The organism is Streptococcus hyovaginalis DSM 12219, from assembly GCF_000420785.1.
Taxonomy (GTDB): Bacteria; Bacillota; Bacilli; order Lactobacillales; family Streptococcaceae; genus Streptococcus; species Streptococcus hyovaginalis.
Map to the genome: position 1 here is coordinate 186,829 of NZ_ATVP01000004.1, position 16,308 is coordinate 203,136.

A 16,308-nucleotide genomic window follows, 5' to 3' on the forward strand; every position below is an offset into this window, starting at 1 on the left:
CTCACTCATCTTGACCTCCTTCCAACTCTTGAGATCCCCAGATGATGTCATACATCATATCGACAAGAGCGGCCCGCGTAACGATACCTGTTAGGTGACCTTCATTGTCAACTACTGGTACATACTTGAGTCCTCGTTTGAGTATCCGTTGTGAAGCATCTCGAAGCAGAGCATCTTCTTTTACCCTAAAAACATCCTCTTTCAGAATATCAGAGACCAAAAGATTTTTACGGTATTGATGACTGATAGATTCCAAATCGATATATCCCGTAAGGCGATTATCTTCTGTCACAAGTAGAGTATCCACACGTCTTTGGCGCATCAAGGTAATCGCATCGGAAATCGTTTGATCAGCAGTAATGGCAACAGGATCTTTAAGCATAATAGATTTAACAGGTGTAATATCAACCTTGGCCTGCATCAAGCGTTCTTCACCGATCATTTTCTCAACAAACTCAGTAGCCGGATGATGCAAAATATCATCTGGAGTAGCTACCTGAACCATTTGACCATTATCCATAACGACAATGCGGCTAGCTAGCTTCAAAGCCTCATCCATATCATGGGTTACCAAAACAATGGTTTTCCCCATTTTTTCTTGTAAGGTCTTGACCAAATCCTGAATCCCTTCGCGCGTGATCGGATCAAGGGCACCAAAAGGCTCATCCATGAGAATAACATCTTGATCAGCGGCTAAGGCACGAATAACGCCGATTCGCTGCTGCTGACCACCTGATAACTCAGACGGGTAACGGTCCAAGAAAGACTCAGGAAGTTCCACCAATTCAATCAATTCCTTAGCCTTGGCTTTTTTCTTTTCCTCTGGCCATTTAAGCAATTTGGGTACCAAGGTAATGTTTTCATAAATGGTCATGTGTGGCATCAAGCCAATATTTTGAATCACATACCCAATCTGACGACGCAGATGAATCGGATTCATCGCAGCAATATCTTTACCGTCAAATAAAATCTTCCCTTCAGTCGGCTTTAACATGCGATTTATCATCCGCATTAAAGTTGTCTTACCTGAACCACTCGTCCCGATAAAACAAATAAACTCACCAGCTTCTATAGCAAGATTAGCTGTATCAACAGCAACATTATCACCATAGACTTTCTTAATGTTTTTAAATTCTATAATCGGTTCTTTTGACATGTTTTCATCTCCTTTACCTCAGTCCGTCTAACCACATCAAAGCTCCTAAACAGTCACTGTTTTTTTAGAAACCACATATCATAAAATGTATATGGTCACACTTTTTTATATAGTATATCAAATTCTTATCATTATGACTATATTTAAGTTAAAACAAAAACCAATCTATCGGAAACTCCAACAGACTGGTTCTTGATATTATTCAAAAATAAAGCAAAGACCTCACCAACGATTCTGATACAACTCTAAAGCATTTTGACTTAGTATCAAACGCTTATCCTGCTCTGATAAATCAGCCTTTTGAATATAACTGATGGCGCGGCTATACTTTTCATCCTGAAAATAGGGAAAATCACTCCCTGCAAGCAACCGATGCTTGCCAAGTATCTGATGACTGTGCAGTAAGGAAGCTTCTAAAAAATTAGCCGTATCAAACCAGAAATGCTCTTGCAAGGTCTTCAAGGGATTGTGGTCAAAGCTATCCCAGTCTTCATAATTATCCAAAATCCGCTGCATTTGAAAGGAGATGCCACCACCTAGATGGGCGATATGAAACTTGAGATGGGGGAATCGCTGGGCATAATTAGCTCTCAGAAGATGAAGCGTGGCCAACAAATCCTCAATCGGCGCCCCCACCACCCACGTTTGCTCATAGTCTTGTACCAGTGAACTAAGGGCTCCCAGACCCGTCGGGTGGATATAAATGACCGCCTTTAAGGCATCCATGGCTTCAAAAAAGGGCAAGAAAGCTTGGTCCGCAATGGACTGCCCCGTCTCATAAACCGTGTTGACCGCGATGCCCAAAAAGCCCAAGTCTTCAATAACACGTCTGCCCTCCTTGATAGCCTCATCCACATAAGGCAACGGAACAGCTCCATAAGCCTTGAAGCGCTGAGGATAGGCATGGATCAAGTTCTTATAGTGGTCATTGATCAGCTGGGCAGATGATAAGGCCTCCTCTGGATTGCCAAACTGAGGCGACTGAGGTGTGGCGGAGAGGACCTGAACATCAACGCCTGCTTGGTCCATCATGGTAAAACGTTTCTCCAACTCTTCAGGACTGCTACCAGCTCCCATACCCTTAGCGATCGCTACTCCCTGAGCACCTAAGTCCTCCAAGCGCTTCAAGTAGTCATCTGACCACAGATGCGCGTGGGTATCAATGATTTCCACCATAAAATCCCTTCTTTCTCTTGTCAACTAAGAGCTTGTCAATCTCTACTTGATGACCACATCGTCATAAGCGTTGGTTTTCTCAAAAAGTCGCACAGCATAAGAGCAAGTTGCATCCAAGCCTACACCAGCTTGTCTTGCTTCAGCCACTAGCCTCTCAACCAAGCTTTTGGCAATGCCCTGGCCACCATATTCAGACGAAACAAAGGTGTGGTTAATGGTCCAAATCCTTCCATCGGTAACATAAGTGCACTCACCAATCTCGCGGTCACCATCTAAAGCTACCGAACGCTGCTCATTGGCTTTATAGTTTATGTCAATCATAGCAATACCTCCTTAATACTAGATAGTTCTATCTTACCAAAAAGCTGTCAAAAGGGAAAATAAAAACCCTTTCATTCTTACTGAAAGGGTAAAATGACCTCTAGCCACTGGCTACCATAGAGCCAAAACCAGCTGTAGCTAATGATTGACACTGGACGACAGAGGACCAGGATCAACAGCACGCGCTTGTTAGACAATTTACTCAAACCAGCCAACATGACTGTGATATCTGCTGGTCCCATGGGAGCTAACATGATCAAGATAAACAAGCTTTGGAAGCTTTTACCAAAAAAATGCCGCTCATACTTGGCCAGCTTTTCCTCAGATAAAAAGAGGTAAATGAGCGACCGACCAAAACGCCTAACCAAGCGAAAGAGACACCAACTGCCAAGTAAAATACCGATATAATCAAGGGTAAAACCTAAAGCAGGACCAAAAGCCATAATCCCTACTACCGTCATAATGCCACCAGGAATGGGCGCAATCAGAACCTGCATGACCTGCATGCCAAAAAAGAGCAAGGCACCCCAAAATCGATCTCCTGCTATCAAACGTTGCAAGGCTTGAGGATCCTCGGTGATATGGAGGTTAGCAAAAAGAACATAAACCAAAATCAGCGACGCTCCCAGAACCACCAAGGATAGCAACTTAACCAAAGACCGTATCCCGCGTTTTGACCTATTCATCGACAGCCCACCCCACTTCATCACTATTTTTCAAACAGCAAACAATCAACATAGAGACTATTATAGGACGATAAGGCCTAAGAATCAAGGGGAACAATAACAATAAGACGGTCAGCATGAACTAACCGTAGGGATATAAATTTATTGATTACAGTCAAAGATGGTCACTGATAAATAACTATCTATAAACTCCCTTCAACTTCTTAAATAACAGGTAGAATTGATTTAGATACGATTATATATTTTTCTCTTTAGAAATCTTGTTCAATAAAAGGATTGATACTATGTATCCGCTAAAAACTAATGGTATAAACGTTCGTTCTTGTGAAGCATATATGGTAGGAGAAAAAGATACCAACATCCTTGATAAATAACCAATTATAAGAAGAATTGTAGCAAATATTGCCTCTTCGTTCATATTAAAACAATTCCATATAATATAAATAAACAAAAACAGTACAGTTAGCATCACAAAAATAAGATAATATGTTTTTATATCAAACTGAATTGTCTTCACTTCAGAAACAATCTCACTAAAGACCCTCAAACTTGTTATTAGTCCAAGCCTATTTAATACAAATAATAATAATAAACTACTACTCACAATAAATGGGTAAATCTTTTTCTTAATTCCAGTTAAAATTGTTGTTAATATTAGGATAACAAATAGAAATACAAGTATTTCACCAATAAATAAGATTCTATTAGTGTCAATAAACCCTAAGAAAATTTTATCTAATAATGATATTTGATCAAAATTAGGATACCAGGTTTGTGTTTCCGATAATTTTCTTATACCACTTCCTGGAGAAATAATTGCAGAAATTATCCCTAAAATAGATAGTATCTTCCCAACAAAATAACCAAAATGTATGCTTTTAAATTTAGTATAGTGCTGAATGCCAGCATAAAGCAGTAATAAAAAACTAAATACAGCAAATTGCTCTTGCATTATTGTATAGATAAAAAATGGAAGAGCTAGAATCCAACTTTTCCAATTACTTTGCACTAAAAAATACCATGACGTAATAAGTGTAAACATTGGAAAATAGTAATTCGTAACGGTTGCAATCAACCCAGCACTAGTAAATAAATAGCTAGGAAAAATAAATAAAAACAAAATTGGCAGCAGGAAAACCACAAACTTAGATTGATTCTTTAAAAATATTAATCTACTTAAAGAAATAAAGAAAAATGTTACAAGAAAAAAAACTAAACTAAAAAAACGTTGGTGAACTGAGAAAAACATTGTTGCAGATTCAATCATTAAGCGACTACTCCAATTGAAATACCTATCAATTGCAAATTGAATGTAATTATAGTCTATTTGCTTAGCCATGTCAGCAAACCAATCTTGATCCCCGCTATTATCAATTAAGCTAAGAGATTGAAGTGAAAAGAATAAGCTTATAAATAAATAATAGACCTCAATTTTATATTTGATAAATAATTTCATAATTACCTTTCATGTGATGATGAATTTTTCAATTTATGCAAACCAATAGCAGAAATAATTAATATCTGGGGTAAGAATTGAATAAGATATCGTGTTTTTCCACCCTCGAAAATCTGTAAAAAAAGCATACCTCCAAATATTGATAAACTTAAAAAAAACAAGAGTTGATTATTATTTTTGATGATAAAACAGTATGCTGTAAGTAGACCTATAATGATAATAATCCAAACAACTTGTAGAAATGTTTTATAATATATATAGTCATCATAGTTAATATAAATAAAGTATCTTCGAAATAGACTTAAAATTTTGTAATTAGATAATCTATCAAAAATCGGGTTTATGACACCTGGATGAGTGTCATCATAATTCCAACCAAGTGTACCATCTCGGGTAGTTAAAGATTGTTTATATAAAGAATGCTCAATAAATGTTGGTAAGGTATAGTTATCAACTCTACGTTTTATATCTTTGATAACAACTTCTCTTGAATACTTCCACGGTTCACCATTTTCATCTACAAATTGTGCTAGCCCATTTGGAAATCAATTTGGTCGGAACCATTAAACGTAAGACCTAGATCAATAAAAGTTAGCATATTCTTGCTCTTATTGAATTCTGGAGTTATTATCGTCTGATTATGAATGATACCATTCAATGGAAAATAACTTAGAGTAAAGCCCAAAACTACTAATATCAAAGTAGCTAGCAAACTCTTAAAATTGCGATAGAGCATAATTGTTAATAGAAAGGCAATAAGCAGTATAACTAAGGTAGGTCTTATAAAGTAACCAATCCCCATTAGCATAGACACTAAAATGATAGAATGTATAGTTCTAGTCGTAATTTTGTCTTTAGATATTATAGAAAGCATTATGTAAATAATCAACGCAATAATTGGCAAGCTCATCACATCCGTATACATGGCTAAAAACTGCGGACTAAATCCAATAATCAAGGTAAACAACCAGAAATAAATATCTGCTACTTCTAAACTAAAATGTTTTTTTACCGTGTAGAATGAAATCCAGAGCGCAACATGTACATAAGCGATGTTTAGAAGCTGCATTACCCATAAGGCATGATCACCAAACACTTTAAAAAAAGAATATTCATATAAGAAAAGAGGGAGGTTATTAGCATTTTCTGTAAAGTAATTCTGTGCGCTGGCAGGATCTATTGCTCCACTTGCTGCGTTAAAAACTACAGAAGCATCAGAACGAATCATTAATGAGCTAGAAAATAAGATCATCAACTGAAAACATGCCATCATAATAGTAACAATTAATTTATTAGAATTTATATATGTATATATATTCCTGATAAACGTAGTTTTTCTAAAAAGAAATCCGAGCAAGATCACTATAATAAATGATAATCCAAAAAGACCATGACCTTCTGCAACTAGAAACTTTACAGCACTATAACCCCAATGCAACGATATACACAATAATAAAATGTATAGTACATTTTTCAACAGCTTAATTGTTTTTTCCATAACTCCTTTAGTATTATCCTTTTTCTATTTCCCTTGTAACTTGGAAGCATAATATTTCTCTAACACACTTTGAAATTCTGATAACATAGTAGTTTCAAAAGGTTTTACCATAGTACCATCAGCAGCTTCAGATGTAGTTAAAATAGTATTTTCAGATACAAAAGTTGTATCGAAAGCACTTTCAGTCTCGGAAAAGAGACTGTTTCCTAAGAAATAATTTTCTTCTGAAATATCAGCAAAATCTAAAAGTGTTGGTACCAAAGCCAATGAATTTTTACCCTTAACATCAATAACCTCAGGACTAATGCCTTTGTAGTAGATATACAAAGGGATCTCATCCACCATACCATGACTTCGTTGATATTCTGGAAATGCATTATTGAAATCATTATCAATAAATGTTGCATGGTCTGTTGTAAAGACAAGTATGGTGTTATTTGAAATAGAACTAGAGTTGAATTTTTCTAAAAAGTTACCAAATTGGCTATCTAGATTGTGGAACCTATTTAGTAAAATATCACTACCATCTTCAAACTTGTCATCCGGAGAATCTAGAGTAATGTGAGTTCCGAAGGAATAGGTACTGATAAAGAAAGGGGGCTTTTTCTTCGATTGAGTCTCAACTTTTTCCCAAAGCAAAGAATATAGGTCTCTATCAGTAACTGTATCAGAAGTCCCTCCCAATCGATCCGTTGTCACAAGATTATCAAACTCAAAGTCATTCAAATAATCAGTAAAGGTTTTATTTTTAGGCTCTGAGTTGATAAAAGTAGTCGCATACCCAGCACCTTTCAAAATGCTCTGAAGAGAAACCAGTTTATTAGGATCCTGATCTCCAAGCTGGTATCCTGAATAGAGTTGACCTTGAAGACCTCTATAAGTGGCAAAAGTATGGTTAAAGTAATTATCAAAATCGATCGATTCTTTTTGAAAATTAGCCAGATTAGGCATTATATTTCTTGGATCATCAATGATATTCTGTGAGAGGCCTTCCGCAAATATCAAAATGATATTTGGATTAGAAGGAAGAGCCTCAGGTTTACTGATGCCATCTTCAATAGCTTCTTGATAGAAATCAGAACTTGTATTAGATAATTCTTTTATCCGCTGACTCGTTTCATATTTAGCCTTAATATCTCTTGATAAATAATACAGGTTGTAGGCCGGTGAATAAGCTAATTGTGTCACACTAAGTAAAACCAAGTCGGCAATAAGTGTTACACCAAAAAGGAGAAAGCTCAACTTTCGTCCAATTTTGAGCTTTCTAACAGGAATAGCAGAAAAAATTAAAACCAATAAAGCGGCAGGAACGTAGAGGCCTGCCTTACCTGACAATGCTTCAATGGAGGCCAAATTGGTCACCATGATAAGTGTTAAGTATGTTCCGCTAAATAAAAAAACAAAAATCTGTATATTTAGCAACAATAACAGTAAAAACTTTATCCCATTAGCTAAAAACTTACTAACACCAAATAAACTATCCACCAAAAATACGACTACTAGCAATTCTATGGTGGTAATGGCGCTGACACCAATCGCTCTTGTCACAATAAATGTCACAATAATGGAGATAAATGTAAAAATATAAGACAGAAAAGGTATTAGTGAAAAGGAGCCTATTTTATTTAAAATTTTCATAAAATCAATAATCCAATTATTCTTTCAATTTCTTCTTTAATCTACGAACAATATACTTAACCGCACTCCCTGGTCCTCTATAGATGTACTTCAAGGCTCCTTTGATGCCGCCAATATGGTCAAAATCCACGTAGGTGTTTGGCATCAAATCTGGACGAACGTTTAGTACTTTATTATCGACAAAAGGTGTAATGTAGAAGTTTGCCTTGGAGATGCGGTAGTCATAGCCCTTAGCCCATACTATGTACATCAAGATTCTCTCGATGGAGTGCAGGATGGTGTGTTGCGGTAAAGGCTCTGCTGGAATCTCTTCATCCTGAATATCCAAATCAAAAAGTGGTTTTAAAGCATCATATTTATACCAAATAAAGGTTCCATAGCTCATGATAAAGGTATCCATTTTGGTAAAGTCCAAATCACGCCCTAGATTCATACGTTCCCAGAGTTCATTCATATCTGGAGCAAAGCGGGTTTCATTCCAAGGATCGACAATCTTTGTATATCGGAAAAAGCTCGGTATATCCGCAATGACAAGTCCCAACTCCTCATTCTGATCAAATGCAGAAATGATACCATTTGCTGGTTTGATGAGCATGTCGTATAGTTCATTGCGCCAAGAATCTCCAACCCAGTAAGGGTATTCAGGAGATTTTTTAGTATGAAAATGTCCAATATAGTTATAGGTCGCCAACTTTTCTTTTAGCTTCAGCATAGGGATAACATCGCGTCCCTTCTTACCGGTGATCACAACTTGGCCACTGAGTTCCATGTCAACAAGAATCGCTTCTAATTGCTTGGCTTTTTCATCGCTATCCGTTGTAAGGAAAAGGTCATAAGAAAAAGCAAATGAATTTTTAAATAATCCTAAAAATTCTGGCACCAAATCCAAGTAGAAACTATGGAGATGGACCGCTACCTTTTTATCAGTGGTAATTGGTTCTGAACCAGGAGCTAAAACTTTACGATCTAGCAAATAAGCTGGCGTTGGTTGGCTAATCTGGCTCATATGAGATTCGATTAGTGAGATGGGATAATCAGACTTTGCCTCTACTGCTTTAAGTGTATATGGGGATAAATGCTGTGACAAATCAAAGGTTTTTATTTTGATAAATGGGACTTTGTAATCCAGCAATACCTGTGGATAGTGGATGGTAAAGTTACGGTGGAAATAGTCCTGATGGATAGGAACCGTATCTAACACTGCTGTGTAGTTAAAACCTGATTTTTGAAAAAGTTTAGTATACTGTGTCTCATACTCGTCGATAACCTTCTGGACGTCAGCATGTGATTCCACAGATTTCCAAAACTTTTTAAAGACAGGTGCTTGAACCAAAGATTTCTTAAAAGAAATAAAATAGGACTGCAGATGCTCAGGAATATAAAGATTGTGTCCCTTAACCTCAGCGTGATTGGTCATCCCCCAAAAATCAATAGCTCCCTCTGCCTCATACTTCTGAAAATAAGGCTCCATATCCCATAGCGGGCCAAAGCAAGTATCATTCATGACTGTCACAGAGTCATATGATGACAGATTTTCCATACCTTCCGAAATTAGACCAGCTTTCCAAGCCGCAAAGTCGTAACCTGCATTTTCGCGTTGAATGAAGTCATCAATCAAGCCTTTGTCTTGTAAATCATAAATATATTTATCACTCAATTGACTATTAGTTACAAAAATGAGTTTTGTGAACAAAGGACGCATCTGCTCCAATTGATAATAGACATGGCTGCTAATATTATTATATTTATTAAAATGTACATAAACCAATAAACGGTTCATTTGTTTCTCCTAAAGAAATCTATTATTTTTGTTGGAATAATCCAACGACGAGAGTTAATAACGATTTGATACTCGTCCTGAACAGCTTTCAATTCAGATGTGACTTGCCTTAACTCTTGGTCTTTCTGTGTAAGAAGGGTATCTTTTTCCTGACTATCTGACCATAATCTAGCTGATTGCTTTTCTAAATCTTTGATGTAGGTATCTTGCTCATTTGAAACCTGTCGCAACTGAGCATATTCTTGATGAAGTCGCTCAATTTCACGATCTCTCTGATACACCTCGATATCATTATCACGATCTTTTTCCAATAACATCTTGGTAATTAACTTAAAATCCTTTTCTGGATATTTTTCGATGGATTCCAATTGATTACTTAAAATACTATCAAATCGCTTAAGAGCTTTTTCGGTATTTTTTGGTCGTGAATCAGAGTTAACTGTCATTCGATAAGATACTGTTGCATCAGATAAAGTTAGTAAAGTAGTACGATTAAAAAACTCCAACTGCATGGGGTAACCGTCGTCCATCGAAGTGGGGTCAATCAACTCATTTACTTCTTGCATCAGTTTAGTTTCAATCATCCATGACGAGGGCAAAGTCATCCCCTTAGTTACCAACATTTTCTCATAAGTATTAGCATTTTTTATCGGACCATTGACAAAAACATGCTCATGTAGAATATTGTCATTTTCATCAACAATATTAAAATCAGTGTTTGACCAAACCGAGTCGTCAGAAGCTTCTAAAGCATCATATTGCTTTTGCAGCTTGAGTGGATCATGCCAATAATCATCCGCATCACATCTGGCTATATATTTCCCTCTAGCCTCTTTACAAATAGCAATCCACGTACGAGTTAATCCTTTATTCTCTGGATTTTGGAAAACGCGAAAAAGAGTAGGATATTTAGACTCATAGTCTCTGATGATATCCATAGATTTGTCAGTTGAACAATCATCTACAACAATAATTTCAAAAGGAAAATTGGTTTTTTGGGCGACAAAGCTTTGCAAGGCCCTTGCTATGAACTCTTGATAATTATAACTTGTACAAATAACTGAAACAGCTACATCACTCATATCTTTACCTCATTATCTTAAGATTCTCGAATATCCCAGCTACCATTACGATTAAGCAATCCTGAAGCGGAATCTAATGCAGCTTCATCTGTCAGGTCCACATCATTTCTACGGTAGAAAACAATGGGCGAATTCTCCGTGTCTGCAAAGGCCAGCACTTTACGACCGGGCCCAAGAACAGTCACTTCCAATTTCAAGTTGACATCATTCAGAGAATTGATCTCACAAGAATAAAAGTAGACTTTCTTCCCTTTTTTCTTTGTCATTCTGTCATAGGTGTTATCATTATATACCCAAACATTGCGGTTAATATCAGTTAGAGAAAAGACCAGATAAGTCTCTGCATCATTAGCGACATCATAAGAAACTCTAAATTCCACCTTATCCTTCTGAGTGAGTATACCGCTAGATAGTAGGTCAACTTGAAAGTTAGAAACAGTCGCTGTCTCATTACTTGCTATCTGATTTTCTTTTTTAGCAGCTGATTTTTCAGACGAAACCACGTTATCCATACTATACTGGTTGGCTACATCAAAGGGATCACCGATTGCTTTAACCAAGCCCTTTTCAATCAAGACTGCCTTATTACAATACTTCTTAACCGCCCCCATATCATGAGTGACGAGAATGGTAGTCTTACCGCTTTTCTTACGCTCTAAGAAATAATCATTACATTTGCGCTGGAAGGCCTCATCACCTACGGCTAGGACTTCATCAAGGATGAGAATGTCTCCCTGAGCCTTGATTGCTACCGAGAAGGCTAAGCGAACCTGCATACCAGATGAGTAGTTCTTGAGTTTTTGGTTCATAAACTCACTCAGCTCAGCAAAGTCGACGATGTCATCATACATGTTATCAATCTCTTCGGTGGTAAAACCTAGCATAGCACCATTAAGATAGACATTTTCCTTACCAGTCAGCTCTGGATTAAAGCCGACACCAAGCTCAATAAAGGAGACCAGTTTCCCATTTACTGTAACTTTTCCTTTTTCTGGAACGTATATTTGAGAAATGATTTTCAAAAGTGTGGATTTTCCTGAACCATTTCGACCAACGATACCAAAAAAATCGCCCTCTTCAACTTCAAAGTTAATATCCTCAAGCACATGCTGCTCTTTGTAGCCCTTAACACCTTTAAAACGATTAACAAGAGCAGTTCGCAAACTTTGGGTACTTTCAGTCGGCAGTTTGAAATACTTAGAAACATGCTCAACTTTTACTGCAATATTTTTTGTCATTAGAGAATCTCCGCAAAACGTTTGGCCTGTTTGTTAAAAATCACATAACCAAGAATGAAAATGAAAACTGGTAGAACATATGGAATAGCAACAATAAGAGGATTGCCTATCAAATCACGAATAGTCATACTTCCAGAAAAAATAATATAATGGCGTAGATCTTGAATGACCTGTGCCAATGGGTTGAGCATCATAAACTTAGCTACCGTTTCTTGACCACGCTGGATAATAAACGTTAGTGAATAAATAATCGGCGTTGCATACATACCTGCTTGCAAAACAACTTCCCAAATAGGTCCAATATCTCTATACTTAACAAACAGAGTCGCCAAGATAAAGGCAACACCTGTAGATAATAGCAAGAGTTCGATAAATAGAGGAACAATAACTAATATTGACCAGGTAAATGGCACACCATTGATAGCAGCGAAGACAAAGACCACCATCAGGTTAATAACATAGTTAATAGCTGCCCCTGCAACCGATGAAAAAACAATGATTTCTTTTGAAAAATTAAGTTTGCGTAGCAAATCCCCACGAGACACAATAGACATCATCCCCATACTAGTGGCTTCTGTAAAGAAATTCCAGGTTACCATCCCCAAAAGCAGACCAACTGCATAGTGGGGTGTCCCATCATCAAAACGCAAAAAGCGAACAAAGACAAGGTACATAATGGTAAAGAGCAACATGGGCTTTAAAATAGACCACAAATGTCCTATTAAAGATCCTTGATAGCGTAATTTAAAGTCTGTCTTAATCATTTCTCGTAGGAGAATCTGATTTTCTTTGGTTAATAAATTCATTTTCTTTCCTTATAAGCAAATTTTGTTAGGATGAGGCTGGTAAATGCAAAGGTATGAAAGGCTTTGTTTTTCCTAAATCCATATTTTTTTAAGGTTTGATAGCGTTCTAGTATAGGCTTGTCCATAATGGTCACAAAGGCCTCGATAAGTTTTCTATCGATTGGTGCCAATGGCAAAGCCATCAGATGGTTAGCCTGTTTTTGACTATCGCAGATTAAGTCCCAGTAAGCTGAGAAAAGTACATGGGGTCGAATCCATTTTTTAACTCGTTTGGACACGGTTCTGGCTCCCAAGACATTTTCAGCGTGTTGGCGGTACAATTCCGTCGGCTGGTCTATATAGATCAATTTCCCAAAAGCTGTCGCCAGTAAGGCTAGATACCAGTCATGCATGAGAATGTCATCTGTCACCGTCCACAGCTCAGCCAGAGCATGATTAATCATACTGGTTCCACCTGTTACCGTATTTTCGGTCAATTCTTGAACCAGCTTTGTGTTGGCATGATGAGATTGCGATCGAATCATACTTTCGTTCATAACCTGCAAGTCTTGATTAACCACCTTTAAGTCTGTGTAAACCATAAGTGGTTGGTCTGCTTGATAGGTTTGAGCCGTCTCCAAAGTCACCTGTAATTTATCTGGTAACCAGACATCATCTTGGTCGCTGAAAAAATACACATCAGCCCTCTGGTATTGTATCAAAGTGTGAAAACTTTTGATGACGCCTAAATTTTTGGTGCTGTTGGGATTGATAAAGTGAATCCGGCTATCCTGCTTGGCAAAATCAGCGATAACGTCACGTGTCTTGTCCTTAGAACCATCATCACGTATCAAAAGCGTCCAATTCGAAAACGTTTGATTTCGGATACTCTCAATCTGTTCTGCCAAATACTTCTCACCATTGTAGGTAGACATGACTATATTAACTTTCATTTAGAAATAATTCCTCATACTCCTCTACAATTTTTTCCCAAGTATAAGCATCCCGCATGTGCTCTTTAGCAATCTGCCCTAGCTCGACTGCCTCTTCTTGTCCGTCAATTTGGTTGATTAGTTGGGCCAAATTTCCACTTTCCTTAGTCCAATAGCGAGCGCCATTTTGTGCCACTTTGCGATTGAAATCCACACCTAAGACAAGATTTTCATTGGTCTGGGCCAGCGCCTCTAAGAGACTAGGATTAGTTCCACCTACTTCATGCCCATGAATATAGGCACGACATTCTTGCCGCAGATACTTGAGTAAATCCTGATCATAGACCGTCCCGATGAACTTGATACGCGAGTCTCTTTCAAAGCCCGTTTCTTCCTTTAGCTTTTGGAAATAGGCAGATCCTTCATGATTGGCTACAATGACCAAATCGCGCTGAGTGCTCGACTTCATAAACTCCTTGATAGCTGTCGCATAATTATTTTCCGGAACAAAACGTCCGATAATCAAATAATAATCCTTTTCGCGAATAGACCAGTTGTCAAAAGCCTGACGCACTTTCTCTGACTGGCTAGTCAGGCTCATCTGACTCAAGTCAGTCCCGTAGGCGATAAATGTGGTTTTAGTTTCCGGATAGGCTGACTGAATATAGTCCTCTATGCCTTCATTATCCGCAATAATGAGATTAGCCTGCTTGGCCATAGCTTTCTCAGCATGTTTGAGATAAGCCTGCACAGGTTTGGGCCATTTGGCACGTTTCCATTCTAAACCATCAGGATTAACAAATAAAACACCACCAACATCCTTAATTTTCTTGGCAAAGGGAGCTATGAAACCGCCTATGGTATTTCCCAAAATATAGAAAATCGGGGACTGCATCTGCTGGTCCTTGACCAAGCGCAAAGCGTAGGAAATAGCCATCATGTCATAGGCTATGACACGGGCCGGACCTAATTTAGGAGGATTGATGGTAAAACAATCCGCTCCCAAATAAGTCGAATGTTCCTGATGACTGGTATCGGACAGACAAGCCACATGGTATTGTATATTTTTTGATTTTTGGTGACTGACCAGTTGCTGGACGAAGGTCTCAAAGCCACCATACTTTGCAGGCAGCCCACGACTACCAATGATAAATACATGTTTCATGACACCTCTCCATTAAACTGCAGTTCTTCTCATTATAGCATTTTTGCCAAATTTGCGCTAATGCTACCATAGTCATTCCCACAATTGAAAAAAGCCATCTTTCGATGACTTTCTAAACACTTTACGTAAATAATTTTTTTATGCTTTGATTTTATTAGCAACCGCAAGTCCAAATCTAGAAAAGAGATTCGAGAAGGTTAAACTATCGCTTCCTGATTCTTGTGTTAAAAGAGCTACAACATACCCACGACCATTTTTAGTGATAACAGCTACATCGTTTTCAACACCATATAGTTTATCATTACCTGGTTTGTCAAAAACAGTTGCAATAGTACGCGTCTGATTAGTTAGCCAATAATTGTGAACATTCTTATTCAAATTTTGTTTCATACTAGCTTCACCATTTACATCACGAAGGGTTCCATTAACAATATTCTTAATAAGATCACCCGCTTCATGAACTGAGATGTAATTTTCCAAACCAGCATTGATTTGAGATGGGATTCTCATGTAACGATTTAGTGTTGTTTCATTGTAACCCATTCGGCGAATTTCAGCATTTACAGCAGCAATACCACCCAGTTGTCTGATCATGATGTTAGTTGCAGAGTTATCACTAGTCTGAATCATATAGCTAGCAATATCAGACAACTTAAATGTTTTTCCAACTTTACCACTTAATGACAGAGAAGCTTCAACAATATCAGAACTTTTCACTGTGTAATTTGATGCTAGATTTAGCTCACCACGAGTGGCTTTAGCATGTGCTGCAGCTAAAATAAAGAGTTTTATCGCCGAAGCTGAACGTTGTGGACCACTGTCAATCATTGCTAACTCTATCCCATCTAATGGACTGATGAACAACGATTTTTTGCCTGGCATCCCATTAAAGATGCTTCGATAAGTAGCAAGTAATTCATTAACTTCTTTCTGAACAGTGGCTCTAGGCACAACACCTGTAATGTTTGTTGAATAAGCACCTAAACCTTCCATCTTACCATTTTTCAACTCATAGTAGACATGGACATTATACTTGCCACTTCCATACGAATGGTTTGCCAAACGAGTCAGTACAGAGTAAGTGTTATTCTTTTGCTTAACTGCTTCAGCCCAAACAATGTCATCCTGCCCTTTGTCATTAGACCATACTGCAACACGGATTTTAGAAATACCTCCACCATAGTTCATGTTAACATCAGAAATGGTTGTTGTAAAAGTATAATCTGTCTTGTCTAGGTTAGAAATAGTAACTTTTCCAGTCTTAATAGTTGCTGGATTAGGCTGATTCTGGCCAGAAGAAACCAAAGTAACTGTCGTTGCTGGTAGACCTTCTAATTTACCAGTTTGGCTGTTTTGACCATAAACATGGACATTGTACTTACCAACTTCAAAGTT

Annotated in this window: 14 protein-coding genes; all 14 read right to left on the bottom strand. The window is 37.6% G+C overall.

The window, feature by feature from the left end; genetic code table 11:
* Window position 1: 1 nt before the first annotated feature.
* Window positions 2-1,156: a betaine/proline/choline family ABC transporter ATP-binding protein gene (locus G574_RS0104230; RefSeq protein ID WP_029691105.1), complete on the bottom strand. Its 1,155-nt coding sequence runs from the start codon at window positions 1,154-1,156 to the stop codon at window positions 2-4.
* Between the two features lie 222 nt (window positions 1,157-1,378).
* A complete protein-coding gene (locus G574_RS0104235) occupies window positions 1,379-2,332 on the bottom strand; it encodes an amidohydrolase family protein (protein ID WP_029691106.1) in 954 nt (317 codons plus the stop codon).
* Window positions 2,333-2,374: 42 nt separating this feature from the next.
* Complete coding sequence (locus tag G574_RS0104240) at window positions 2,375-2,653, bottom strand: GNAT family N-acetyltransferase (RefSeq protein WP_029691107.1); 279 nt, start codon at window positions 2,651-2,653, stop codon at window positions 2,375-2,377.
* 77 nt (window positions 2,654-2,730) lie between these two features.
* Window positions 2,731-3,339, bottom strand: coding sequence for a TVP38/TMEM64 family protein (locus G574_RS0104245; RefSeq protein WP_051130533.1), 609 nt, complete (start codon window positions 3,337-3,339; stop codon window positions 2,731-2,733).
* Window positions 3,340-3,574: 235 nt separating this feature from the next.
* Window positions 3,575-4,795, bottom strand: a complete 1,221-nt coding sequence (locus G574_RS0104250) for a hypothetical protein (RefSeq protein ID WP_029691109.1) — start codon at window positions 4,793-4,795, stop codon at window positions 3,575-3,577.
* Window positions 4,796-5,324: 529 nt separating this feature from the next.
* Window positions 5,325-6,293, bottom strand: coding sequence for a glycosyltransferase family 39 protein (locus G574_RS0104255; RefSeq protein WP_029691110.1), 969 nt, complete (start codon window positions 6,291-6,293; stop codon window positions 5,325-5,327).
* A 24-nt stretch (window positions 6,294-6,317) separates the two neighbouring features.
* A complete protein-coding gene (locus G574_RS0104260) occupies window positions 6,318-7,931 on the bottom strand; it encodes an LTA synthase family protein (RefSeq protein ID WP_051130534.1) in 1,614 nt (537 codons plus the stop codon).
* A 16-nt stretch (window positions 7,932-7,947) separates the two neighbouring features.
* The gene (locus G574_RS0104265) at window positions 7,948-9,711 is read right to left on the bottom strand and encodes a rhamnan synthesis F family protein (RefSeq protein WP_029691112.1); all 1,764 of its coding nucleotides are present in this window, start codon (window positions 9,709-9,711) and stop codon (window positions 7,948-7,950) included.
* Complete coding sequence (locus tag G574_RS0104270; RefSeq protein WP_029691113.1) at window positions 9,708-10,793, bottom strand: glycosyltransferase family 2 protein; 1,086 nt, start codon at window positions 10,791-10,793, stop codon at window positions 9,708-9,710. The genes G574_RS0104265 and G574_RS0104270 overlap by 4 nt, the downstream gene beginning before the upstream one ends.
* A gap of 17 nt (window positions 10,794-10,810) precedes the next feature.
* Window positions 10,811-12,031 (bottom strand): ABC transporter ATP-binding protein, encoded by a 1,221-nt coding sequence (locus tag G574_RS0104275; protein ID WP_029691114.1) that lies wholly within the window; start codon window positions 12,029-12,031, stop codon window positions 10,811-10,813.
* Window positions 12,031-12,837, bottom strand: coding sequence for an ABC transporter permease (locus G574_RS0104280; RefSeq protein ID WP_029691115.1), 807 nt, complete (start codon window positions 12,835-12,837; stop codon window positions 12,031-12,033). Before G574_RS0104280 ends, G574_RS0104275 begins: the two co-directional genes overlap by 1 nt.
* A complete protein-coding gene (locus G574_RS0104285) occupies window positions 12,834-13,769 on the bottom strand; it encodes a glycosyltransferase family 2 protein (protein ID WP_029691116.1) in 936 nt (311 codons plus the stop codon). Before G574_RS0104285 ends, G574_RS0104280 begins: the two co-directional genes overlap by 4 nt.
* The gene (gene cps2T / locus G574_RS0104290; protein WP_029691117.1) at window positions 13,759-14,913 is read right to left on the bottom strand and encodes a beta 1-4 rhamnosyltransferase Cps2T; all 1,155 of its coding nucleotides are present in this window, start codon (window positions 14,911-14,913) and stop codon (window positions 13,759-13,761) included. Before cps2T ends, G574_RS0104285 begins: the two co-directional genes overlap by 11 nt.
* 138 nt (window positions 14,914-15,051) lie before the next feature.
* On the bottom strand, window positions 15,052-16,308 hold a 1,257-nt coding region (locus G574_RS11795; protein WP_245540396.1), incomplete at its 5' end, for a serine hydrolase.